22 protein-coding genes and 1 pseudogene are annotated in these 25558 nt (G+C 32.8%); 4 read left to right on the top strand and 19 right to left on the bottom strand.

What is annotated here, in order from left to right; all coding sequences use genetic code 11:
• The 14 genes from HM992_RS09460 to HM992_RS09395 all read right to left on the bottom strand — a co-directional run bounded on the left by HM992_RS09460 (position 1) and on the right by HM992_RS09395 (position 14250).
• Complete coding sequence (locus HM992_RS09460) at positions 1-870, bottom strand: glycosyltransferase family 2 protein (protein WP_179319489.1); 870 nt, start codon at positions 868-870, stop codon at positions 1-3.
• Positions 871-1189: 319 nt separating this feature from the next.
• Positions 1190-2128, bottom strand: a complete 939-nt coding sequence (locus tag HM992_RS09455; RefSeq protein WP_179319488.1) for a glycosyltransferase family 2 protein — start codon at positions 2126-2128, stop codon at positions 1190-1192.
• 48 nt (positions 2129-2176) lie between these two features.
• Positions 2177-3112 (bottom strand): glycosyltransferase family 2 protein, encoded by a 936-nt coding sequence (locus HM992_RS09450; RefSeq protein WP_179319487.1) that lies wholly within the window; start codon positions 3110-3112, stop codon positions 2177-2179.
• Between the two features lie 172 nt (positions 3113-3284).
• A complete protein-coding gene (locus tag HM992_RS09445; protein WP_179319486.1) occupies positions 3285-4229 on the bottom strand; it encodes a glycosyltransferase family 2 protein in 945 nt (314 codons plus the stop codon).
• Positions 4230-4531: 302 nt separating this feature from the next.
• Positions 4532-5767, bottom strand: a complete 1236-nt coding sequence (locus tag HM992_RS09440; RefSeq protein WP_179319485.1) for a glycosyltransferase family 4 protein — start codon at positions 5765-5767, stop codon at positions 4532-4534.
• Positions 5768-6775: a glycosyltransferase gene (locus tag HM992_RS09435; RefSeq protein ID WP_179319484.1), complete on the bottom strand. Its 1008-nt coding sequence runs from the start codon at positions 6773-6775 to the stop codon at positions 5768-5770.
• 10 nt (positions 6776-6785) lie between these two features.
• Positions 6786-7778: a hypothetical protein gene (locus HM992_RS09430; protein ID WP_179319483.1), complete on the bottom strand. Its 993-nt coding sequence runs from the start codon at positions 7776-7778 to the stop codon at positions 6786-6788.
• Between the two features lie 3 nt (positions 7779-7781).
• Positions 7782-8795 carry a glycosyltransferase family 2 protein gene (locus HM992_RS09425; protein WP_179319482.1) on the bottom strand — a complete coding sequence of 338 codons (1014 nt, stop codon included), beginning with the start codon at positions 8793-8795 and terminating at the stop codon, positions 7782-7784.
• Positions 8792-9442 (bottom strand): acetyltransferase, encoded by a 651-nt coding sequence (locus tag HM992_RS09420; RefSeq protein ID WP_195806612.1) that lies wholly within the window; start codon positions 9440-9442, stop codon positions 8792-8794. Before HM992_RS09420 ends, HM992_RS09425 begins: the two co-directional genes overlap by 4 nt.
• The gene (locus HM992_RS09415; protein WP_179319481.1) at positions 9439-10512 is read right to left on the bottom strand and encodes a DegT/DnrJ/EryC1/StrS family aminotransferase; all 1074 of its coding nucleotides are present in this window, start codon (positions 10510-10512) and stop codon (positions 9439-9441) included. The genes HM992_RS09420 and HM992_RS09415 overlap by 4 nt, the downstream gene beginning before the upstream one ends.
• Positions 10509-11156 (bottom strand): sulfotransferase, encoded by a 648-nt coding sequence (locus HM992_RS09410; protein WP_179319480.1) that lies wholly within the window; start codon positions 11154-11156, stop codon positions 10509-10511. The genes HM992_RS09415 and HM992_RS09410 overlap by 4 nt, the downstream gene beginning before the upstream one ends.
• A gap of 14 nt (positions 11157-11170) precedes the next feature.
• The gene (locus HM992_RS09405) at positions 11171-11992 is read right to left on the bottom strand and encodes a sulfotransferase domain-containing protein (RefSeq protein ID WP_179319479.1); all 822 of its coding nucleotides are present in this window, start codon (positions 11990-11992) and stop codon (positions 11171-11173) included.
• Between the two features lies 1 nt (position 11993).
• Positions 11994-13223, bottom strand: coding sequence for an ABC transporter ATP-binding protein (locus tag HM992_RS09400; RefSeq protein ID WP_179319478.1), 1230 nt, complete (start codon positions 13221-13223; stop codon positions 11994-11996).
• A 181-nt stretch (positions 13224-13404) separates the two neighbouring features.
• Positions 13405-14250: an ABC transporter permease gene (locus tag HM992_RS09395; RefSeq protein WP_179319477.1), complete on the bottom strand. Its 846-nt coding sequence runs from the start codon at positions 14248-14250 to the stop codon at positions 13405-13407.
• Between the two features lie 623 nt (positions 14251-14873).
• Between HM992_RS09395 and HM992_RS09390 the strand changes: the two are divergent.
• A pseudogene (locus HM992_RS09390) lies at positions 14874-15236 on the top strand (endonuclease domain-containing protein).
• Between the two features lie 364 nt (positions 15237-15600).
• Here HM992_RS09390 and HM992_RS09385 read toward each other — a convergent pair.
• The 5 genes from HM992_RS09385 to HM992_RS09365 form a co-directional block, all read right to left on the bottom strand.
• Positions 15601-16581, bottom strand: coding sequence for an SDR family oxidoreductase (locus HM992_RS09385; protein WP_179319476.1), 981 nt, complete (start codon positions 16579-16581; stop codon positions 15601-15603).
• Positions 16581-17876, bottom strand: coding sequence for a nucleotide sugar dehydrogenase (locus HM992_RS09380; protein ID WP_179319475.1), 1296 nt, complete (start codon positions 17874-17876; stop codon positions 16581-16583). The genes HM992_RS09385 and HM992_RS09380 overlap by 1 nt, the downstream gene beginning before the upstream one ends.
• Positions 17873-18463, bottom strand: coding sequence for a sugar transferase (locus HM992_RS09375; RefSeq protein WP_179319474.1), 591 nt, complete (start codon positions 18461-18463; stop codon positions 17873-17875). The genes HM992_RS09380 and HM992_RS09375 overlap by 4 nt, the downstream gene beginning before the upstream one ends.
• Positions 18464-18586: 123 nt before the next feature.
• A complete protein-coding gene (locus HM992_RS09370; RefSeq protein ID WP_195806611.1) occupies positions 18587-21061 on the bottom strand; it encodes a polysaccharide biosynthesis tyrosine autokinase in 2475 nt (824 codons plus the stop codon).
• A 7-nt stretch (positions 21062-21068) separates the two neighbouring features.
• Positions 21069-21869 (bottom strand): polysaccharide biosynthesis/export family protein, encoded by an 801-nt coding sequence (locus HM992_RS09365; protein ID WP_179319473.1) that lies wholly within the window; start codon positions 21867-21869, stop codon positions 21069-21071.
• Positions 21870-21971: 102 nt separating this feature from the next.
• On the opposite strand from HM992_RS09365, the gene HM992_RS09360 reads away from it, so the two are divergent.
• The 3 genes from HM992_RS09360 (at position 21972) to HM992_RS09350 (ending at position 25528) form a co-directional block, all read left to right on the top strand.
• Entirely contained in the window at positions 21972-23834 is a 1863-nt protein-coding gene (locus tag HM992_RS09360) for an ABC-F family ATP-binding cassette domain-containing protein (protein WP_179319472.1), read from the top strand.
• Between the two features lie 147 nt (positions 23835-23981).
• Positions 23982-24752: an O-methyltransferase gene (locus HM992_RS09355; RefSeq protein WP_179319471.1), complete on the top strand. Its 771-nt coding sequence runs from the start codon at positions 23982-23984 to the stop codon at positions 24750-24752.
• Positions 24753-24841: 89 nt separating this feature from the next.
• On the top strand, positions 24842-25528 hold the full coding sequence (locus HM992_RS09350; RefSeq protein WP_115810095.1) for an ABC transporter ATP-binding protein: 687 nt from the start codon (positions 24842-24844) through the stop codon (positions 25526-25528).
• Positions 25529-25558 lie beyond the last annotated feature (30 nt).

The following is a 25558-nucleotide window of genomic DNA, read 5'->3' as shown; positions in this document are numbered from 1 at the left end:
TTAAATAGTAAATAGAGCTTTTTTATAACTAATATAAATTTTTAGGTAAGTAAAACTTAATTTACCTCTATACGTCACTCGATGTCTCACTCGGTTATAAAATCTTTTTATATAAGGTTTAACAAATGGTTTTAATTCATTATTAGATCGTGTATTTGACTCTTTAATAAACCTAATATGCTCTTTTAAATATTTAGATAAATATATGGAATCCTTAGAACTTAAGTCTGATAGTCCACTACCGTCTTTTCTAAAATAACTTGTGGACTCTCTATTTAGAGTAAACGATCGATTGTAAAAAAATTCATGATAGAAAACACGATCACCGATGATGTTAAACTCATTAAAAAAACATTTTTTTAGCTGTTCTCTATCTACAGCTTTAAATACAACGGCACTAACATTTAAAATAGGACAGTTCAAAATAGTATCATTTGTCAAAACCTGTGATTCTCCTGTTTTAAATAGCGGATGCAAAACTTCTTTTGGTTTTATACCTTTACAATAAGTCAATGTTTCTGAAACTGTAACATCCACATTCTTTAAATAGTCTAATTGAGACTCGAGAAAGTTAAAATCACAAAAATCATCACTTTCTGCTATCCATATATAATCTCCTTGCGCCAAATCCAATCCCTTTTTCCATTGTTTAAACGGCGAACCAGAATTAGTAGTATTAACAATAAAATGAGAGACTTTAGTATGGTATTTATATCGGTCTAATATTTTTAGACTGTTATCCGTAGAACAATCATCCAATATAATGACTTCATAATTTTGATAAGTCTGATTAAAAATGCTGTCTAAACGCTCTTGTAAAAAAGCTTCATGATTGTAATTGGGTAAGATAACAGAAACCAACTTGCTCATAGTGTATCAAAATTATAAAATATAAACTTTTTTTTTAAGTAAAAACTTCTCTAAAAAAACAACTAAAAAACACTTAATTTCTAAAAACTAAAATATAATTTTTATAAGCTTAGAAGCGTATGTCATCATTTTTTTAACCGTCCAAAAAAAATAAGACCTCATGTGCTTTAGTCACTCTAGCGATTAAAGTTTCTATAAACGTCGTATTCGGAATAAGACCTGTGTAAATGACGATTTTAAGTGGTGGTTTCAAAGATTTCATTTTTTATCAAGAATAATTCCAACAAAACGAATATAACTTATAATGAATTAAGTTAACTCAATTCGTTTTTAATAATTTATATCCCAAACTTGTATATTTATAAATTAAACCTTTAAAATAAAGCGCTTTAACTTCTGCTGTAGTCTTTAGATCGTAAAATTCTAAATTTTCATTTTTCAAATAATGTTTCGCTGTTTTAATATCTTTATTCTTTAATAAATTTGAAAATTGCCTAATATATTGAATATTTAAAAATGCCTTGACATCATCATTCAAACTTAAACGTTTGATATTTTTCATTAAATACAAATTATTTTTAAGCTTAAACGGAGCCTTTCTACCAAAATCGTTTAACCTATTTCCATGCTCTCTATTAAAAACCAATACCTCTTGATTTATATGTGGTTTTAAATTAAACAACAAGGCTTGAATATGATACAAATAATCATCTGCAGTAATTAAAAAATCGTCAAATTCTAAGTTACTTTCAATTAGACTTTCCTTTTTCCATAGTGGATTATTTACTCCCCATCCTATTTTTTTTAAAATAAAATCGTTAATCGGATCATTACTCCAGAGATATTTATTCCAATATTTTTTAACAGGCTTACCATCTTCCTTAAAAAAAACAGATTGACTAATCGTAAAATCATAATCACTCGAATTAAGGTTTTTTAAATCAGTTAGTAATTTTTCTGGATGCATTAAATCATCGCTATCAAACCAATTAACAAAAGCGCCTTTACTTTTTATTAAGCCATAATTCCTAGCTGCGGATGGCCCCTTAGGTAAATGCTTTGGTTTTTTGTAATATGAAATACGACTATCTTTTTCAATAAACTTTAAGAGTATATGCTCTGTATTATCAGTAGACCCATCATCTACTACTATACATTCCCAATTAGTATAACTTTGATTTAGTATAGAAACAATTGTCTCTTTAACTAAATGAGCTCTATTATATGTTGGAATAATTATGGAAACTAATTGATTCAATATTTGTTATTTTTATATTTAGTAAAATATATAATATTAGTTATTTTCCTATTTAAAATAATACTTTTTAATTATTAGACTCCCTCTTTTAAACGTAAAAAAACACTTTGCTAAAAAAACAAATTTCAACTTTTTACAAAAACCCATCTCTTTATTAACTTTAAAATACTTATTTAAATAATGCCAATATAATTTTTGGTGCCTAAATACTAATGCTCGCCATAATATAATTTCAAATTTCTTCGATACAATATTCTGAGTTTTATCATCAAAAATTGAAGATGATTTATAAGCAGTTAGTTTTGAATAGAGTAAAGAATTAATATACTCTTTATTTCCGTTCAAATATTTACCTGTAATAGAATCGTTGTGCTCTCTAATTTCACTAAGAGATTGTTGTATTATTGAAAATTTAATTTTCTTTTCACTAAACAGCCTAACGAAAAATTCAAACTCTTGTCCTCTTACTAAAGATTCATCAAAAATAATATCATTTAAAATCTTTTTTTTTAAAAAACATATTTGTGTATTAATAGTACCATAAGCTATATGATATTTTAATAAGTCATTAATTGCTAATTCTGGAGTTTTTGGTTTCTTTCCTAGAGTATTAAAATTACAAATCACCAAATCCTTTTTTTCATCTCTAATCTCTAATACGCATAGTTCTAACTTCTCTGACATCATCAAATCATCACTATCAAACCATTGCACATAGTCCCCTTTACTCACCTCAAACCCATAATTACGAGCCGCATTCCCTCCTGGTAAGCGATCTGCTGGTCTATGATGATATTGAAACCGTGAATCTTTAGCACAATAGGTAACCATAAGTTGGTCAGTACCATCTGAGCTCCCATCATCCACCACAATACACTCCCAATTCTGGTAGGTTTGCGCCATCACAGAATCTAAAGTCTCCCCAATTAAGTGTGCTCGATTAAATGTAGGTATAATAATAGATACCAAAGGTGCTTTGGTCATGAATACAGAAGTTTTAATAGCTGTGGGCTAAGATAGTAATTTTGTTGATAGTTAAAAGTTGATAACTGCAGCTTTTTATAAAATCATCACTTCAAATACGTTATACAGCGCATAAAAACAAAGTTATATTTAGAAATAAAACTACCAACAAACAACTAACAACCAAAATCTATTATCTAAAAAACCAATACCCTCTTCCAAAACATTTATAAGACCATAACCCCAGATAAGATTTAATAACGCCTACATAATCGTGATGTGCTTTCTGAGTTTGTATTAAATCTTTTGCTAAACTCATTTTAGATATATCTTTTCTAGTAAATGCTAATTTTACAAAATATTTTCGCCGGTCTAAAATAAATTGTTTTAAAACAGGCACGCCTGCTGGATAATATTGAGCCAACATGTCTAAATGTTGAGCTCTAATGATAAAATCGGCTTCTATTAAATCCAAGTTCAAATCTGACAATTGCTTTTGTAACGACTGCGCATGAATCCGATACTGCATTTGAGCTTTATCTAAAAACACAATAGTGGGGCTTTGATAAAGCATCCGTAAATTAAAATCCCAATCTTGTATGATAGTCAACTGATCATCAAACAATTGTTTTTGTGTCTCTAAAAAAGAACGTCTCCATGTCGGCCCAATAGTATAGAAGGCCACCTCGCCTACCAAATAAGCCGGTATCAATGGCAATTTATCAATTGTATTTTGCGCTGACAATACAGTTGTTTCTGAATTAAAACGTTGCAACGGGCTTACAACAACATCGGTATCATTTGTAAAAGCAGCACGAATCGTTGTAAGTGCATCTGGCAGATACAAATCATCACTATCAAACCAATTGATAAACTCCCCTTTACTTAATTCAAACCCATAATTCCGGCAGGTATTCCCGCCTTTAGGTCGCTCTATAGGTCTATGATGGTATTTAATTCTAGAATCTTGTTGACAATAGTTTGCCAATAGCTCATCGGTATGGTCCGTACTTCCATCATCTACAACAATACATTCCCAATTCTGGTATGTTTGTTCTATTATGGAATCTAAGGTTTCACCGATTATATGAGCCCGATTGAATGTGGGAATAATTATTGATACTAGAGGCTGATTCATCTGTTGTATGTGCGCTATAATAAATAATCCGAAGATAGGAATTTTGTTTGTACTTGTTTTTGTGTTTTATTTATATAGGGTTAAGAATTAATTATCATACAAAAGGAAGCCCAACGGAAGTATCCTTTTCTACTAAAAACTTCTAAATAATAATTTATTCTATCATTGAAATAACATGACAAAATCACTTCAAACAGTGTCTCTCAGTACAACAAAAACAAATTAAACTGATAAATTTCAGTAGACGATAGTTCTAGACTAACCACCAAAATCACCATTCCTGCTTAAAACACGTAAGAGTTTTACCTTAAATAAATCGCTAATAACTGTTGCACCAAAACCTTCGAATCATAATTTTCAACAACAAAAGCGCGTCCTTTTTCACCCATTTGTTTTGCTAAAAGTGGATTTTCTATTAATTTCCGAATAGCATCTACAAAACCACTAATATCATTCTCTTTAACCACAAAACCAGTTTCATTAGGTATTAATCCATATTTCATACCTCCTACATCCGAAACAATTACAGGCAATTCCATAGCTTGTGCTTCTTGAATGACCAAGCCTTGATTTTCTGCTCTTCCTCCATCTAAATGATTATAAATTCCAGGAAGTATAAAAGCATCCGACGCACTAAAAATCGCTTTTATGTCCTCTTGGGTTATAGCACCAAGCACTGTTATTTTATGTTGTAGATTAAACTTTTCAATTTCATTTATAAGAGGCTCTTTTAAAACGCCGTTTCCAATAATTTTCAATGCTATAGATTGTATACCTCTCACCTCTAATTCATTTAAAATTTGGGGTAACAATAATGCTCCTTTAAAAGGAACTAATCGTCCACAATACACGAGTTTAAAATCTTCGTCTATCAAATGAGGAGGTTCCTTTTTCTGAAACAAATTAGTATCTAAGCCCACAGGCAATAGACTAATATTTGTTAAAGTAGGATTCACTTCCAACAGTAAGGCTTTGGTATATTGTGTATTTACAGTAATTTCATCTGCATACTTAAATAATGTGTTATAGTAGGTTTTATAATACTCTATTTTACTCGGATTGATATCAAACCCATGAAATGAAACAATAAGTTTACATTTCCTCAAAAAACCCTTAGCCTTTAAACCTACGATTGGCCTTGCGTGTACACCAAAATGAGCATGAATAACATCAAACTTTTTATGTAATATAAAAAACTGTAATTTATAGAATAACGTTAAGCTCAAGGCATCATTGCCATACTTCAAAAAATTGAAGGCTTTAAAAAGTAACCCCCAATTTAATTCAAATGAATGTTGAAATAATAACTTAAAAAAAAGCAATACTCTTTTAATTTTATTATAAGGCTTTTTTCTATTAAAATATGCTTCTTCTAATAAGCTATATTTAAGAATACTATTATGAATAGTTTCTAAGCTTCCTTTCTTTTTCGAGTAAATTTTTACAGTATGTCCTTCATCGATTAATGCCGTTATTTGATTAACAATAAAAGTTTCAGAAACCGTTGGAAACGTATTAACAACAATAGCTATATGCATTTAGTTTCGTTTTAATTCTTCTTTATTTTTCAGCCAACTCATAACAAACACTTTATTAGTAAAATAAAGTTGCTTTTTAAAAATTACATAATACAAATTTCTAAAAAAAGACTTTGATTGTTCTTTTTGTTCAAAATCTCCTAAAGCAAATAACTTAGCCTTAATATAACCTTCTTTAAGCAACGCTTTTCTTCCTTTATTTAAAACACGGTTCCACCTAGGTTTACGGTCATTCAATAAATCAGTATAACATTGTAAGACAAAATTAGAATACGACATGGCTTTTCTTAATCTACTTAAATACTCTAAATGCATACGGCCTTCTGTCATATAATGTTTAAAATATAAGCGGTCGTCATACCAAATTTTATACCCTAATAATCGCAAAGCATAACTATATTCGGTGTCTCCACCAGAACTTAAGTTATTCCCTTTTCTACACGATAATAAATGTTCAAAACCTAAGGCTTTTAATTCTAGCCAATGGTTTTTATTCAAAACCATACCTGCTCCGTATAAACAGCCTTTTTTAAGCGTAATATCTCCACTTACACTCCCTTGTTTAGCCACAGCAAAATACTTTGCCTGTTCATCAAACCAACTTGGCTTTACACCTTCAAATTCAGCATCACACCAACCACCCAAAGCACCAATTTCTGGATTAGCTTCCATCACTTCAAACGCAGTTTGAATATAACTATCACACAACCAATTATCGTCATCGCAAACCAATAAATAATTATAATTAGCTTTTTCATAACCCAAATCTTGGGCATATGATTTCCCTGGAATAGGCTGTTCAAAAGACAAATATGAGATAGCCTCACTACCATGTTTAGCCCACCAATTATCAGCAAACTCTTTAGTACAATCAGTAGACGCATTATCTACAAAGATAATCTCACAAGGCACATCTAGCTTTTGTGCTGTTAGATGTGTTAACGTAGCTTCTAACCTTTGTTTTCCGTTAAAGGTACATAACACTATAGATACTCCTTTAGTAAGCATATAATTCTATTTATTTTCCTAATAGGATTTTTACTGCTTTCTTAAAGGCTTTATAAGCTTTTTTAAACCTGTTTTCTTTGGATTTATTAACCGCAACTTGAGCTACAGGCTGTTTACCATACGCATAATTTATTTTTTTTAATGCGGCATAATTATTTGCGAGTAATAATTTTTTATATAAGCCGAATACAGGTACGATATCTAATCTATTTTCTAAATTAAAATTTTTATTATAAGACGCTATTTGTGGTTCATTTTCCATTTTATAATGGCTGTAATGAAAAAAACGAAGTGGTGTATTTTTGGTATTTACATAATAGGTCTCGGCATCATTTATGATATGGCGTTCATGTAAATTCCAATTAGCTACATTATACCCCAAATGTCTTAAAACATATACGTTATCTAAAAATGCAGGACCATAACCTAACCAAATTTGATCGTAGAAAAAACCTTTCTTTAAATCGTGATAGCCATACGCCTTAACGCGTTTATCCCACCAAGAAACAAATCCTATAATTTCAGGAGTATTATTTACAGCTAAAAAACCTAAATTATAAATACCTGTTCGCATAAGGTCTTTGTCTTGCGGATGCCCAACATCTCCTGTTGGACTACAAATATGAGGCGTAAGCACCATCTGATTAGTTTCCAATGCGGTGAACACTTCTTCTAAAGGTGAAAACACTTTAATATCGGGATCTATATAAAGTACGGTTTTAGAACCTTCTTTAAATAAATACTGAAATAACTCTGGCTTAACTACAGTACATAGCTCAGCAATACCATAGGTGTCTTTTAGAGTTTCTACTAAACTTTTAAAAAGCGTAGGAATCCATAAAACAGTATCAGCACCTAAATCATTATAATCTATGTCATCACTTGGGGCATCTAAAATAGCAATAATAAAACTTTTGTCTGGATGATGTTTTTTAAAAGATACCGCTAAGGTTTTGGCATGTGCCAAATAATTATTTGCACATATGGTGAAAGCTGTTGTCATTAATTATTTTTTAATATGTTTTTTTATTCTCTTTTTAAAACGATAATAAATGCTCTGAAACAAATTCTTCTTTTTTTTCCTTTTATTTTTATTATCCAAAATTCGAAACAATTCATTTTTTAAAGCATCGTTTGAACTATTAAATGATGCGATTAAAGCAGCAAAGAAATTATAATCAGATTCATTATAACACATATTAATGTATGTTTTAGAACACTTAATACAATAACTAGTAATAACATGTCTTACATCGTCTTCAAAATAAGTACTATTTAAAATTGGTGCAAATTGACCTAAACTCATTTTTATTTTTTCTATTCTCGACTTTTTAGAATAAAGTCCTGAATCGCTAACACGATAACAATAGGTATCTTCATCTATATATTTAATTAAACCCTTGGTTGCTGTAAGCATATGCAATGGCCAATCTCCAATGGTAACCTCATGCATATAACTAGGTGCTCCCTCGAATTTTATCCAATTTCTAAACAACACACCAGCAGTATGAATATAATTCCCTTTTGCTAGTTTAAAAATATCTGTTGTCTCTTTTGGTAAGTCAAATATCGAATAAATAGTATTGATCTCCTTTTCTTCACTATATATTAAATGTTTAGCATGGTTGGAGTCTGAGTAATCAATTTTTCCATTGGTAAACGCTAAGGCATAATCCTCATTAGCTTCCAAAAAATCCACCTGTTTTTGTAACTTTAAACGATCTGTCCAATAATCATCGCCTTCGCATAGGGCTATATATTTGCCTCGACATCCCTCTAAAGCGCCTACAAAATTAGGCATCATACCTGTATTTTCAGTATGCTTATTGTAGTTTATCCAAGAACCATTAATATGGCTTCGCTGAATATCTGCTACAACCTTATCAGTTTTATCAGGCGAATAATCATCAGCAATAAGTAATTCTACATCAAAATTACAATCTTGCATCAAAACACCTTCTATAGCTTGCTTTATGTGTTTTTCATGACCATAAGTAATCATACAAACAGAAACCATCATATTATATCTCTTTTTGAAATAACTCTGCCTGGCACACCTACAATGGTACTATAATCAGGAACATCATTTAATACTACACTTCCAGCTCCAACGATCACATTACTTCCTAGAGTAACATCTGGTAAAATTACAGAGGATGCCCCTAATGAGGTATGATTTCCTATTCGACATCTACCAAGTATAGTTACATTTGGTGATACTTCTACAAAGTCGCCAATACTACAATCATGTGTAATAATTGTGTTATAATAAATTAAACAACCTTTACCTATTTCTACGGAATTAGATACTTTCGCACCCGACAAAATAGATACACCTTTATTTATATTAACGTCAAAATTACCAACTTCTGCATTTTTAGAAATAACGGAAACAGGTTGCGCACCTAATTCTATAAATTTCTGATATAAATCCTTTCTTAACTTTGGTTGACCCAATCCCAAAATAAAAGATTTATCTTCTGATTTTGACAAATAAGTAGTTACCGCTTCAAAAGAGGTTAATATTTTAAACCTATCATAAATTTTAAAAGGTAAATCAGTGCTGACATTATCAAAAAACACAATGTCATCATCTGGCAAGCCCAAATCTATAGATACAATTTGCAATAGCTCTTTAGCGAAACCTTTAGCTCCAACGATTATCATAGTAATTGTTCTTTTACAATATTAATAATTTGGTTCAAATCCTCTAATTCTAAACCGGCATACAGAGGTAAACACAAAACTCTAGAAGCTATTGATTCAGAAACAACCATGTTTTGTTGCTCAATATATGGTAATCTATTTAAAGAAGGATAAAAATAACGTCTAGGAAAAATAGAATGATTTTCTAACGCTCGTTTAACCTTCAACAATTGGTTTTCATCTTCAAAAATAACAGGATAATAGCTATAGTTCCATTTAGAATGCTTTCTAATTTTAAGTAACTGTAATTTTGTTGTAACAAAGGCTTTAGTATAGCTATCAACTATTTTTTTACGTTCTTCTAAAATTTTATTCATATATGGTAAAACAGCCAAGCCCATGGCTGCTTGCGGCTCACTCATTTTAGCATTGATTCCTAAACTCTGAAAAGCCTCTGGACCATCATGTCCAAAATTATGATGTGAAAATAGGGTATCAAAATAGGTCGGCCTACAAAATAAAGCTCCACCTTCACCGGTATGAAATAGTTTTGTAGCGTGAAAACTACAGGTACTGACATCTCCATAATTAAAAAGAGATTGCCCTTTATAAGTCACACCAAAACAATGTGCAGCATCATAGATTACTTTTAACTTATGTTTTTTTGCAATGGCTTCAATAGTTTCTACAGCACAAGGATTCCCAAAAACATGAGTAGCCAAAATAGCAGAAGTATTTGTGGTAATAGCAGCTTCTATTTTAGTTTCGTCAATAGTTAGATAATCAGGATCAATATCTACAAAACGCGGTATACAACCTTCCCACACAATGCTAGATGTTGTAGCAACATAACTAAATGGTGTGGTTATAATTTCACCTTTTAAACCCAAAGCTTTAATAGCTATTTGTATGGGTAATGTACCGTTAGTGGTTGCTATGATATTAGGAACACCTAAATAGGTTTTTAATTTAGCTTCTAGTTCTTGTACCAAAACTCCACGGTTAGTCATCCAACCCGTATCCCAAGCACGTTTTAAAATGGCTTGATACTCGACCTGAAGAGGTAAAAATGTTTTGGTGACGTTTATCATTTTATATCACTAGTTTTATTTTCCCATGGAAAATTATCATGCAAGGGTTTCTCTTTCAAAAAATCACATAGTCTAAAATAATCAGCTTTATTTGAAGTATTAATAACGATTAGTTTTTCTGGATGTGCTCTGAAATAATCCTTAACAAGATTATTATGGTTATTATATGTCTTAATTAAAGTTTGTTTATGATACAAATCGTCATCGGGTGTATTGAATACCTGTTTTATATATTCATATGCTAAGCCTTTGTACCGGTAATTAGCATTTTTCAGTTCGTTTACCTTAGGTGCACTTTCATCAGAAGACCATAACTTTGAATGAAATTTAACAATTGAATTATACCATTGCTCATCATTATCTCTAATAGTAAGTATGAATTTTGCATTAGGAAATTTTTGTGCTAACGCAATAAAAGTATAGGGTAATGAAAAAGGAATATCTTGAAAAGCAGTGGCGCTTTTCACATAATTAAAAATTTCTTTAAAATCTCTATTAAACCAATTAGTAATAAGCATTTCAGCCTCTTCCTGATTTCCTAATTTAATTTTAAAATCTTTAAGAACCTTTTCAATTGTTGTTGTTCCTGTTTTATTGAAACCTATACAAAATATTTTTGGCTTACTTTTCAAATAAAAAGTCATAAAAAAGATTATTATTAAAACGGATTTGTGTAATTTATCCCTTTACTCTTAAGTACTTTTATATAAAACTGTTCATAATTCTCAATATAATCAATAACTTTTGGTGTTATTAAATCAGACCTATTTACGGTTTTATTTTCTGTTACGTTAATTTTATCTTGCGTATGAATGAACTCTAATTCTTTTTTACTAAACCCTTGATGTATTAAAAAATCTATCAAATCCTTACTAAGTGATTCTTGTTTTAAGAAAGTAATTTCAGCTAAATCTTCTTTAAAAAGAGTTTCATTTTCTAAATACTCCTTATTTATTTTTTTAATTACACTTTTTGGTTCTTTAAAGAAAAAATAAATAAACTGTAATGAAAACAGACCAATATTAATATTTTTTGGTTTGTTCTCATAAGAATTCTCTCCTACTAAAATTAAATAATCAATATATTCATCAATACTTAAATTTGGAAAATTGGGAAAGTTTAACTCAAGAATATTTTTTTCTAGAGCAGGTCTTCCTTTCCAAAACTGGAATTCATAAGTAGATATTAATCTATCAAAAGGGTTTCTTACAACAGAAACAATTGTTTTATTTTTATCTTTTTCAGGTATTTGAGAATAAACACCATGTTGATCTGAATGATTTACAACCCCTTGCTTAAATTTTATATTAGGTAAAATCAACTCCTTATAAGGAGGTTTCAAAATCTTTATTTTTTTAGCAATTTTAAAAAATAAGTTTCCTTTATTTCTATTTTTATATATTTTCTTTAAAACAGACCTTACAAAGGTACTCCCTGTTTTAGGCAGATTTAATAATACAAACTTTTTAGTAATTATCATTTCAGGTTGTCTTAACAAAGTTAGTCTCTAGTAAAAATGATGGCCAAATTTCTTCGTTATGAATAATTTGAAAAACCAAAATACTATTCACTCTTAAAATTGGCTCACTACTATTTTTTTTAGACACAGATATATTTAATGAATATATACCTTTTGACAATTGTAATTTTTTATGCTCTATAATAAAACTGATAAAGTTATTTTTTTCACTAATATCTGTATCTAAAGTATTTGCTTGCAATAAAGCTACTGGTCGTTGTTCTTTATCATAAATAGAAATATTAAATGTTGGTATCTCATCATAGTTGATTGTTTTAAACTTAAAGCTTACTAGAAGATTATCCCCCCAATTTAATTGAGGTAATTCCTCACTACCTCCCGTAGTCTTTAACAACTCTACTTCTTCAAGTTGAATAGAATGGTCTGTAAAAACTACATTACTCTCATTATCAGCAAATCGTCTATAATACAAATCAATAGCTTTCCCTACATCTTCCCCTTGAAATTGAGCACAGCCATGTTCCATTAAAATAATTTGACTACAAATACGAGATATCATGGGCATGCTATGACTCACAAAAATAATTGCTGTGTTAGGTAAAATAGTATCTATAGTTTTAAAACATTTAAGAACAAAACCTAGATCTCCTACAGCCAAAACCTCATCTATAATTAAAACATCAGGTTCCATTTGTGCAGCGACAGCAAAACCTAAGCGCACTTTCATACCAGAACTGTAATGTTGTACAGGCATGTCTATAAACTCTTCGAGCTCTGAAAAGGCAATGATGTCAACTAGTTTACTTTTAATCTCTTTACGGCTAAAGCCTAAAATAGCACCATTGTTATAAATATTTTCGCGCCCACTAAGAATAGGGTTAAAACCAGCACCCAATTCTATAAGCGCACCAACACGGCCTTTAATGGTTATTTTTCCAGCATCTGGGTTAATAAGCCCATTTAGTATTTTTAATAAGGTACTTTTACCAGCACCATTATGACCAATTAAGCCTAAACATTCACCGCGTCGCAACTCAAAACTAATATCCTTAACTGCCCAAAACTCTTTAGGCCGCAATAATCGGTCTTCACTAGAGCCAGAGACTCCACTCACCAAATCTTTTAGTCCATACCAAAGGCTAGTTTTAAGGTCCTTACAAAACTTTTTGCTCAACCCCTCTACCTTTACTAGGACGTCATCATCAGCTACTATTTCATTTTTATCAGACATGTAATGTATTGGTCTTTCTATATACTTTATTTTAAAAGCTAAACTTTTTTTTACTTCAACAAGCTCTTCCCTTATTTTTAAAGGAAGGTGGATTTGTTTTCCTTCAAAGAAAACAAAGACGGAAGGGTTTTCTTCCTACTGCCTACTTCCTACTCTTAACTCTTAACTCTTAACTAAAAAACTACGCACTCAACCGTTCCACAATAATAGGAATTGAAATACGATAAATAATCAAACCTAAAAACAAAAACGGAATACAAACAGCCAATACCACCAAAAAGTAAATGAGATAGGCTGGTGTAAACCCTACAACCAAATCTCTAGCCGTTAATAGAATCGGAGTTATAGGGTTCCAAGTCATTATTGTTTTCATAATCCCTGTTTTAGGAATCGCATAAACAACAGGAGTCACATACATTAAAAACTGCATCGCAAAGGTGATGATTTTTCCAATATCCTTATACAAAAGCCCTAAAGGAGTTAAAAACAAGCCCACAGTGGTTCCAAAAATAATAGCACCCAAAATAGCTACCGGAAACAATAGTAAACTCCATTGCAAACCCACACCATAAATAAGAACAAATGCAACTAGAATAAGTATTTTAATAGAGGTATCAAATAACAATTTATAAATACCAGAGAGCAATAAGGCCTCTTTTGGAAAGTTAATTTTAGTCAAAATACCCTTAGCCGCTTGTGTACTCGTCATCGGAGAATTAATTGAAGCCACGATTATAGACCAAATTAAGGTACCCGAAAAGGCATACACAGGATACGGAATTCCAGTATCGGACAATTTAATAGTACCACTACTATTCAAGAATATCCAAACAGCTGCAGTGGTTAATGGCATAATAAAAGCCCATACAATACCCAAATAAGATTGACGATACATCGCTTTAATATCGCGCTCTGCCAATTGCCGAGCTAAAAAGCGAGAACCGTACATATCTGCCAAACTCGCTTTTAAAAGCGCACCAAATTTTATGGTTCTTTCTTTCTGGTAAACTCGAGTTTCTAAAGCCATTTTTGATAACAAGTAATTAAGGAAAACATCCTTTTTTTCAATTGGGCTAATATACTAATTACATTAAGAAACTGAAACAAGGTGGGTAGAATAAAATAAGTTTTTAATGTGTTGTGATTTAGGGCAAAAATCAAACCCACCGTCTGAACCTTCTACGGCAGTTCAGCCACCTCCCTTTGACTAAAGGGAGGAGCACATATTGGATACCAAATTAAATTGTGTAAACGACAAACTTTCTAGTTCCATCTATAAAAAAAGAATTTTAAAAGAAACAGAGAACCATACTACAAGCCGCCTACCGCAACTCTCCTCCTTTATTTTTTTAAATAAGCATAAATGATCTAAAAAGCAAAATCTAGCAAACCAATGTCAAAAAGCATAACCTAATCCCGCTCCCCTCTTTTTTTCAAAGAGGCGACCAAACGTATAGAAATAGTCCTGTGGACTATTTTAGTGAAGGGGCGAAGTGAAGAAAGGGGTGTTCCGGCTACCACAACAAACACATAAACCTACAAACATAAAACCCAACCCGCACAAACACTCAAAAATCAGATCCCAATTCACCGAGGAACGAGGTGAAGAAAGCGTGTTCAAATCTCAAATATATTCCATACTTTTAATACGTGCTAAAACAAAATATACATACCAAAAAAGAATTACAAGAGTACAGAAGAGCATTAAGAAACAACTTAACACCTTCAGAAGCGCAGTTATGGAAACATCTAAAATCGAGACAACTCAGTAACAGAAAATTATAAAGGCAACACAGCATTGGTTATTATATAGTTGATTTCTATTGTGCTACTGAAAAGCTAATCATTGAATTAGACGGAGAAGTTCATAATAATCTAAAAGCACAAGAGTATGACAAGAAACGAACCTTATACTTAGAAAGTTTAGGCTACAAAGTCATTCGTTTTGAAAACAAGATGGTTTTTGATGCTCTTCCATCTGTTTTAGGGGAAATACAAGATCATTTTAAGTGACATAAATAAAATATCAAACCCACCGTCTAAACCTTCTACGGCGGTTCAGCCACCTCTCTTTGACTAAAGGGAAGAGCACATATAGGAGACCAAAATAAGTTATATAAACGACAAACTCGTTGGTTAAAAATATTAAAAAAGAATATTAAAAGAAACCAAATATCACAAAACAAACCACCTACAACAACTCCCCTTTGTTTTCTTTTAAAAGAAAAGTTTAAATAATCATAAAAGCAAAATCCCGAAATCCATGTCAAATAGAACAACCTTATACCGCTCCCCTCTTTTTTTTCAAAAAAGAGGGGAATGAATTCCCGAGGAACGAGGTGAAGAAAGGGGTGTTCAACACGCACCAAGGCGTATATTAAGAATCAAACGAATCCCAAGTAATCTTCAACCCTTCTCTAACCGTATATTTTGGCTCATACCCTAAAAGATTTTGTGCTTTAGAAATATCTGCCAAAGAATCCCTAACATCACCTTGTCTATTAGGCCCGTAAATAGCTTTTAAATCAGAGTCAGCTGCAATACGTAAGGATTCCCATAGATAATTGATGGTAATACGTTCTCCACAGGCCACATTAAACACTTCGTTTTTAGCGGCTGCAGACGCAAAAAAACCTTTTACATTAGCCTGAACGACATTATCTATAAATGTAAAATCTCTAGTTTGCTCTCCATCTCCATTAATTTTCGGAGCGGCACTATCCTTGAGCGCTTGCATAAATAACGGAATTACCGCTGCATAAGCCCCATCTGGACTTTGTTTTGGACCAAAGACATTAAAATAGCGTAAACCAATAACATCAGTATCATACGTAGTTCCAAAGACATCAGCATATAATTCGTTGACATATTTTGTTACGGCATACGGAGATAAAGGTTTCCCTATAGTGTCTTCCACCTTAGGTAATGCTTTACTATCCCCATAAGTTGAGCTAGACGCTGCATAGACCATACGTTTTACGGTTGAGCTATCTTTCAACGCAATCATCATATTTAAAAACCCAGAAATATTTACCTCATTCGTCGTTGCCGGATCATTAATAGAACGAGGAACAGAACCTAAAGCCGCTTGGTGAGACACATAATCTATGCCCTCCATAGCGTTTTTACAAGTCTCTAAATTACGAATATCTCCTTCTATCAATTCGAAGGCAGGATGATCCATAAATTCAGTTAAATTTTCGCGATGACCATTCGAAAAATCATCTAAAACGCGTACTTTTTTAGCGTTATACTTTAATAAGTATTCAGTGAGATTAGAGCCTATGAAGCCTCCTCCTCCGGTGATTAAAAAACTTAATTTAGTTAGGTCTGTAGTGTGGTGTGGATTTGAGTACATTATAATCTTGCGTCTATGGTATCTATTGGAAGTAATGATTTTACATCGAAAACAACACCCGTTTGTGATTTTAGTTTCGTAATATCTAATGTTAAGAATTCATTGTGAGAAACCGCTAAAATTACCGCTTCGTAATCAGAACTTAACTCCGCAAAATCGCTAATTAAATCCAACTTATATTCGTGCTTTACTTCTTCTGCTGAAGCCCAAGGATCATAAACATCAACATTAACGTCGTATGTTTCTAACTCTCCAATAATATCAATAACTCTAGAATTTCTAATATCTGGACAGTTTTCTTTAAACGTGATACCTAAAACAAGAACCTTAGAACCTTTGATAGTAGCTCCCTTTTTAATCATCATTTTCACAGTTTCGGTAGCCACATAACTCCCCATACTATCATTCATTTTACGACCTGCTAAAATGATCTCAGGATTATAACCCGACTCTATAGCTTTTTGTGCCAAATAATAAGGATCAACTCCAATACAATGTCCTCCAACTAAACCTGGTGAGAAGTTTAAGAAATTCCATTTGGTTCCTGCAGCTTCTAAAACAGCTTTAGTATCAATCTCCAAAAGTCTAAAGATTTTTGACAATTCATTAACGAAGGCAATATTGATATCACGTTGTGAATTTTCAATCACTTTAGCGGCTTCAGCCACTTTTATGGAAGGCGCCATATGCGTACCTGCAACAATGACCTTTTTATAAAGATTATCAACTTTTACAGCTATTTCTGGAGTAGAACCAGAAGTAACTTTTAATATTTTTGTTACTGTATGCTCCTTATCACCTGGGTTAATTCGCTCTGGTGAATAACCGGCATAAAAATCTGTATTATAAACGAGTCCAGACGTTTTCTCTAATACAGGAATACAGATATCCTCTGTTGCTCCAGGATATACCGTAGATTCATAAACTACAATATCATCTTTAGCTAACACCTTACCTACCGTTTCACTAGCCTTTATCAAAGGAGTAAATACAGGTTTGTTTAAAGCATCTGTTGGAGTTGGCACTGTAATGATATAGTAGTTAGTTACAGCTAGGGCTTCAATATCGTCTGTAATATATAAACCTTTATTAGCATTTAGATTCGTTGTTAAAACCGATACTAAGTGATCGTTTTCAACCTCTAATGTTTTATCTAACCCACGATTTAATTCACTGATACGCTGTTTATTAATATCGAAACCAACAACAAAGAATTGTTTGGCAAATTCTACGGCAAGAGGCAAACCGACATAACCTAATCCTATAATGGCAATTTTATCTTCTGAATGATTCATTTATTTAAAATAGATTTTAAAATGAGTCTCAAATCTAAGTAAAAACTGTAATTCTGAACATACTTTTTATTGATTTTCACTTTATCTACCCAAATAATCGTTCTGTTGTAGTGTTTTGGGTTCTTTTGACGTTCTAAAACACGTTCTTCATGTCGGTATTTTAAGGTTGCCGGACCCGTGATTCCTGGTTTGACCTCTAAAATAATGCGATCATTGCCAATTAATTCATCAGCAAACCCCTGCAAATCAGGTCGCGGACCAACAAAACTCATATCACCTATGAATACATTATAGAGCTGAGGCAACTCGTTTAATTTCGTTTGCCTAAAAAATTTACCTATCGAAGATGCACTGTGGTCCATTTGCCCTAATTGGTGTTCTCCATCAGCTAAAGTTCTAATTTTATAAATCTTGAAGAGTTTTCCATGCTGACCAACCCGAAACTGAGAATAGACTCCCCATTTTTTAGTATCTATAGTAGCAACGAGAACAAATAATAAAATAGGAAAGATAAATAAAGGTAAAAATAGTATAACAATGACAACATCAAATATACGCTTAACCCAAAGCTGACTTTTACTAATCATAAGCATTCAGTTTACAAACATTTAAAATCCTACAGCTCCATCCCTGACTTCAAGAGAAGACAAATTGAATTTCATAAAAAACCAACGGCCAACAGCAAATAGATAAAGGCTAAAAGCCAACAACTAGATTCGCTTCAAAAACTCTTTTACCTTCTTAAAAATAGATTGATTATCCTTCTCATGATACGTATTACCATAAACTCCATAACCGTAGCCATAGCCGTAACCGTAGCCATAGCCATAATTACTATTATTTTTATGTCTATAGAAATTAAGGACATAATTAACGTTTTTAAGCTCACCTGCACGATGCTTTGCATTTACTAATTGAAGCATCCCTTTCTTGGTATAGTCCAAACGGACCATAAATATTGTGGCATCGGCATATTGTGTTAATTCCAAGGCATCAGTAACCAAACCTAAAGGAGGAGTATCTAATATAATGATATCATAGGTCTTCTTAAGCTCACCGATAAGTTTTTTTAATTTATCACTCATTAATAACTCTGAAGGGTTCGGAGGAACTGGACCAGAAGGAATGACATCCAAATTCTCGATATGGGTATGCGTCACAATACTATCAAAGGAATCATCTCCTATAAGATAATTAACTATACCTTTTTCATTAGTTATATTAAAATCATCAAAGATTTTTGGTTTACGTAAATCCAACCCTAATAAAATAGTCTTTTTTCCAGAAAGGGCGTAGACGGTGGCAATATTAATCGACGTAAATGTTTTTCCTTCTCCACTAACAGAAGAGGTTATCATTAAAGTATTTGCACCACTGCCTTCAGTTTTATGATTTTTAAAAATAAATTGTAAACTTGAACGTATGGCTCTAAAAGATTCCGCTACGGCAGACTTAGGTTTTTCAAATGCTACCAAGTTATTCTTATAGCGGTACTTACCGACTAAACCTAATATAGGAATTTTAGACAATCGGGCAATCTCATCAGAGCCATGAATGGTACTATCTAATAGATAGACAATAAAGATTAATAACATAGGAAGAAAGAAACCTAACATTAAGCCCATCATATAATTCAGGGTTTTATTTGGCCCTATTAAACCCCCTCCAATATCTTTAGCTTCGTCAACTATAGTGATATCCGAAATGTTTGCCGCTTTTACAATGGCAGCCTCACTCCGTTTTGCTAAATAAATATCATAAGCTTCCTGACTGAGATCTAATTTTCGTTGAATCCTCAAAAACTGTTGCTCATCCTCTGGTAAGCCACTCAATTTTGATTCTAATGTTGCAATGTTACTATTCAAAGTTCGTATGCGCACTCCAATCGTCTCTTTGGTAGCATCTATGGTTTCAAGCAATACATTTTTTTCAGAATCAATACGGCGATCCAATTCTTTAAAAAGCCCTGAGCCCTCTTTAGTCGTATACTCTAAATTTTGACGCTCAGCAGCTAAGGCAACGATCTTGGAAACACCACTAAGCACGTTTCCTTCTTCGATTCCAACACTCGTAGGAGCTGCAATATTAATATAATCAGTTTTGGTGTTTAAATAAACTTCAAGGTTATTTAAGTAATCAAGTTTCGATTCTTCATTTTGCTTTTCCAATTCAAACTGGCGCAGCTCCTCTGAAATTTGAGAGATTTCTGTGCTCACATCAAACACCTTGTTATCTCTTCTAAACGTATTCATCTCATCCGTAAAACCTTCAAGATTTACATTTACGGCAGCCAAGCTACTATCAATAAATTTTATGGTATTCGTAGCGTATAGATTTTTTCGCTTCAACTCGGTCTTACTCAAAATTTCAGAAGTAGCATTCAAATAATCAACAATTTTAGCTTTATTATGACCAGCCAACTGTAAATTTAAAATAGAACCAGCGGAAGTCCCAACCGGGGTAATCATAATATTAGACTTATAACTATTAACCACGCCATCAAAATTACTAAACCGAAGAAAATACTCTGTTCCTGGCGTAATGCTACGTCCAGGCTTTACTATAATTTGACCATTTAAAAAAGGTAAGGCAATAGCCTCTCCACTTTTAATTTTTTCTGTAAAGACACCTGTTGGCACCTCTACTGTAGATCTCGATTTATCTCCATAGGCTTGAGTAGAAACACTTTTGCCTTCAAATGCTGTAAAGACCTCAAATTCATTAGCATTTAAAAACCGTATCCCAACCGGATAGTTCAATACCTGAGCTTTAGATTTATCAATAATAAATTCAAAAGGCGCACTTTTATAAATATCAATTTTTCGGTATTTACCTTCTTCTAGGTAATCCATATAATATTGAAGGGAATCCACAACGATTTCATTGTGTGTACGTGTTTTTATAGCAGTCATTACTTTACCTACTTTCCCAGAAGTCCCTCCCCAATTAAAGGATATACTAGTATTAGCCGTAAAAAATGGATTCTGATCGTTTTCTATAGAAATTAAAGAATCTAAGCGGTAAACATTTTGCTTTCTTGCGTTGATAAAGTATGCAATTAACATCGCAGTTCCAATACATATCAACACAAATTTCCATAGATTTAATACTTTAAAAAGATAACCTCTAAAATCAAAACTTATATTTTGTGAATCTTGGTCTTCTAAATCGTCATAATCTTTCATAAGTATATTATAGTCTTGAATAAAGTAAAATACCTGTAGTCAATAAAGAAAGTAAGGAAGCTATCGCAGCAATACTAGAGAGCGCCGTCTCACCAGTCCCAAGCGACTTTTGCTTTAAGGGTTCTACATAAATAATATCATTGGGTTGTATATAATAATAGGGAGATTGCATCACCTTAATATCTGTTAAATCCAAACTATGTATTTTTTGACCTTGCGGATATTGTCTAATAATTTTAACATCTTTTTTATTACCTGTTACAGGAATCTCCCCTACATTAGCAATGGCTTCAAATATATTGACTCGATCTGTAAACAAAACCTGACTTCCAGGTGAGCCAACTTCTCCATTAGCGGTATAGCGTAATCCCGCAAGTTTTACGGTCACAAAAATATTAGCAGTTTCTTTAAACTGCTCTTTTAAAAGCTGTTCTTCTATCTTTTTCTCAATCTCTTCCGTGGTAAATCCTAAAACATTCAGATAACCTAGAGTTGGAATTCTAACATTGCCATGCACATCTACGGTAAAACCATCAAAAAAAGCACGCTCAGCACTACTAGCACTTAAACTACCTTCTCCTGTCGGGTTTAAAATAGTGACCGTTTCTTGATCGAGTGCCTTGACGCGAATATTCAATATATCGTTTACTTGTACACGATAGGGTTTCTGAATTTCAACAAGATTATTTGGAATAGTATCATTGATAGCATTCTCTTTTACCTGCAAATAAATAGTGTCTTTATGAGGGATACAAGATGAAATAACCACACAACACAACAAAATAATTAAAAGCTTAATAGGCTTCATATATACAACGAATCTTTGAAGACAAATATAATGTATCAATAGTAATATCAAAACTATTAGTATTCTTTTTGGTTTATTTCCGTTCTTTGTAAAAAAAACAGTTTGAATTACCTCAACGTAGAAAATATATCAAAATCATTTGGAGAGCTAGTGCTCTTTAAAAATTTGTCTTTCAGCATCCATAAAGATCAAAAAATTGCTTTTGTGGCTAAAAATGGAAGTGGAAAAACATCCATCCTTAAAATGTTAGCGGGAAAAGACACTCCAGATGACGGACAAATAGTCGCTAGAAAAGGATTGCGTTTAGCCTTTTTAGACCAAGAACCCGATTTAGATCCCAATCTTACACTCGAAGAAACCATTTTTGCGTCAGATATTCCGATTTTAAAAATAATTGAAGCTTATGAGCATGCCTTAAAAAATCCTGAAGATGCGGATGCCTATCAGAAAGCTTTTGAAGGTATGGATCGCTATAACGCGTGGGAATTTGAAACGCAATACCAACAAACCTTATCGCAGTTAAAATTAGATGATCTGACGCTGAAAGTTAAAACACTTTCTGGTGGACAAAAAAAGCGTCTAGCCTTAGCACAAGCACTTTTAAGCAAACCTGATATTTTAATTCTCGATGAACCTACCAACCATCTCGATCTCGAAATGATTGAATGGTTAGAAGAATATTTCGCTAAAACACAGCAAACACTGTTTATGGTGACACACGACCGTTACTTCTTAGAACGTGTTTGTAATGAAATTATAGAATTAGACCATGGTGAATTACATACGTATAAAGGTAATTACTCTTACTATTTAGAAAAGAAAGAAGCCAGAATAGAGAATCAAGCGACTGAAGTTGGAAAAGCAAAACAGCTCTTTAAAAAAGAATTGGAATGGATGCGTCGCCAACCCAAAGCACGTACTACAAAATCAAAAAGTAGAATTGATGATTTTTCTGAAATAAAATCCAAAGCACACCAACGCCGTAACGATCACACTATCGAATTGGACATTAACATGGAACGCCTTGGGAGTAAAATCATAGAGTTTCATAAGGTCTCAAAAGCATTTAAAGACAAAACGATTCTTAATAATTTTGAATACACCTTTAAAAAAGGAGAGCGTATTGGTATTATTGGCAAAAACGGAACAGGAAAATCAACGTTTTTAAACCTTCTTACACAAACAGCACAGCCAGATAGCGGTAAAGTTGTTTTGGGTGAGACGGTTAAAATCGGTTATTACACGCAAGGCGGAATTAAAGCCAAACCTAATCAAAAAGTTATTGATGTCATTAAAGAATTTGGCGAGTATATTCCGCTAGCCAAAGGCCGACAAATTAGCGCACAGCAATTACTAGAAAAGTTTTTATTCGATAGAAAGAAACAATGGGACTTTGTTGAAAAACTAAGTGGAGGTGAACAAAAACGATTGTATTTATGTACTGTTTTAATTCAGAACCCGAATGTTTTAATTCTCGATGAGCCAACAAACGATTTGGATATTGTAACCCTAAATGTTCTTGAAGAGTTTTTAATGGATTTCCCAGGAGTATTGTTAGTCGTGTCTCACGACCGTTACTTTATGGATAAAATTGTAGATCATATGTTTGTGTTTAGGGGTGAAGGTATCGTTGACGATTTCCCTGGCAATTACTCTGATTTTAGAGCTTATGATGCAAGTCAGCCTAAACAAATTGAAGTCGTAGAAAAAGTTGTTGACACAAAAGCGGAAAAGCAAAATGAAGCCAATAAGCTAGATTACAACGAACAAAAGGAATATAAAAATTTAACATCTAAAATACGGTCATTAGAATTCGATAAAACAGAATTAGAAGCCAAGTTCCATAATCCGGACTTATCCCAAGATCAAATCAGTAAACTTTCAGAAAAGCTACAAGTTATTATTGATACCATTGAAGAAAAAGAAATGCGTTGGTTTGAATTAGCTGAGAAACTGGAAGGCTGAAGCCTCACGCAAAGCCGCAAAGCCGCAAAGCATTAAGGTAAGTAATATTTTTTTTCCTTTGCGCCTTAGCGCCTTAGCGAGAAAAAGAAACTCTGAAACTCAGCAACTCTAAAACTTTGAATCTTTGAATCTCAGCAAATCCAAAACGTGTACCAAATAAAAGCATACATAAAATTCCTTTCAAAAGCCACCAATCAACACGGAGTCCACTCCCCTTTTGTCTATAATTTTGTAACCAAATGCCTTTATGACAAAACCGATTATGAAGCCTACACTAAACTCAAACACTATAAAAAAGAGCTACTAAACTCAAGAACAACACTGCAAATTATAGATTTAGGAGAAGGCTCAAAAACTTTAGACGCTAATCACAGACACGTTTCTAAAATGGTAAAAGCCTCTAGCAGTTCTAAAAAAGATGCACAGCTTTTATACCGACTTTCAAAATATTTTGGGTTTAAGAATAGTTTAGAATTGGGTACGTCTCTCGGCATGGGAACTTATGCCATAGCAATAGCAACCCCAACTTCGAAAATTATAACCATTGAAGGCTGTCCAAACACCTCAGCTCTTGCCAAATCCAAACTAGAAAATAATAACATAACGAATGTGGAATTCTTAGTTGGTAATTTTTTAGATACAATCCCCAATTTAAAAGAAGAGAATTATGATTTTATTTTCTTCGATGGGCATCACAACAAAGAAGCCACCATCAAATATTTTGAAGCCTTATTACCAAAAGCCCATAATGATTCTGTTTTTGTGTTCGACGATATTTATTGGTCCAAAGGCATGACAGAAGCATGGGAATACATCAAGAATCACGACGCTGTTACGGTAACCGTAGATGGCTTCAATTTAGGCTTCGTGTTTTTTAGAAGAGAACAAGTTAAGGAACATTTTAAAATTAGAATGTAACAAAGGTTCAACTTTAACGTCTTATTTGGTGAATCGATTTTTTAATTCTTATATCTTGCAAAAGGTTTAAGCCACAATAGTTATTATATATGAGTGCCAACGTCATCGAAATTAGAAACATCATTAGAGATTTTAAACTAGGACAAGAAATTGTTCATGTTTTAAAAGGTATCGATTTAGATATAAAACGTGGAGAATATGTAGCAATTATGGGACCTTCGGGTTCTGGTAAATCGACATTAATGAATCTATTAGGCTGCTTAGACACACCAACGGCAGGTTCTTACAACCTAAACGGAAATGACGTGAGTCAAATGTCAGATGACGAACTCGCCGATATTAGAAATACGGAAATCGGATTCGTTTTTCAAACCTTTAACCTACTTCCAAGAACAACTGCTTTAGATAATGTGGCGCTACCAATGGTCTATGCTGGATTTTCAAAAAAAGATCGGATTGCACGTGCTACAGAAGTTTTAACAGATGTTGGATTAGCAGACCGAATGGATCATAAGCCCAATCAACTTTCTGGTGGACAACGACAACGTGTCGCCGTAGGAAGAGCTTTAGTCAACAAACCATCAATCATCCTTGCCGATGAGCCAACAGGTAACTTAGACTCTAAAACAGGAATCGAAATCATGAAACTCTTTGGAGATATTCATGCTGCAGGAAACACCGTAATTATGGTAACTCACGAAGAAGACATTGCAGCACATGCCAAACGGGTTATTCGTTTACGTGATGGTGTTATTGAAAGTGATACATTTAATTAGTAGGCGGTGGTCAGTTGGCAGTGGTCAGTA

The sequence above is a fragment of the Winogradskyella helgolandensis genome (assembly GCF_013404085.1).
GTDB lineage: Bacteria > Bacteroidota > Bacteroidia > Flavobacteriales > Flavobacteriaceae > Winogradskyella > Winogradskyella helgolandensis.
Note: the sequence above shows the minus strand (reverse complement) of the source record. Positions and strands in the feature narration are given on the sequence as shown.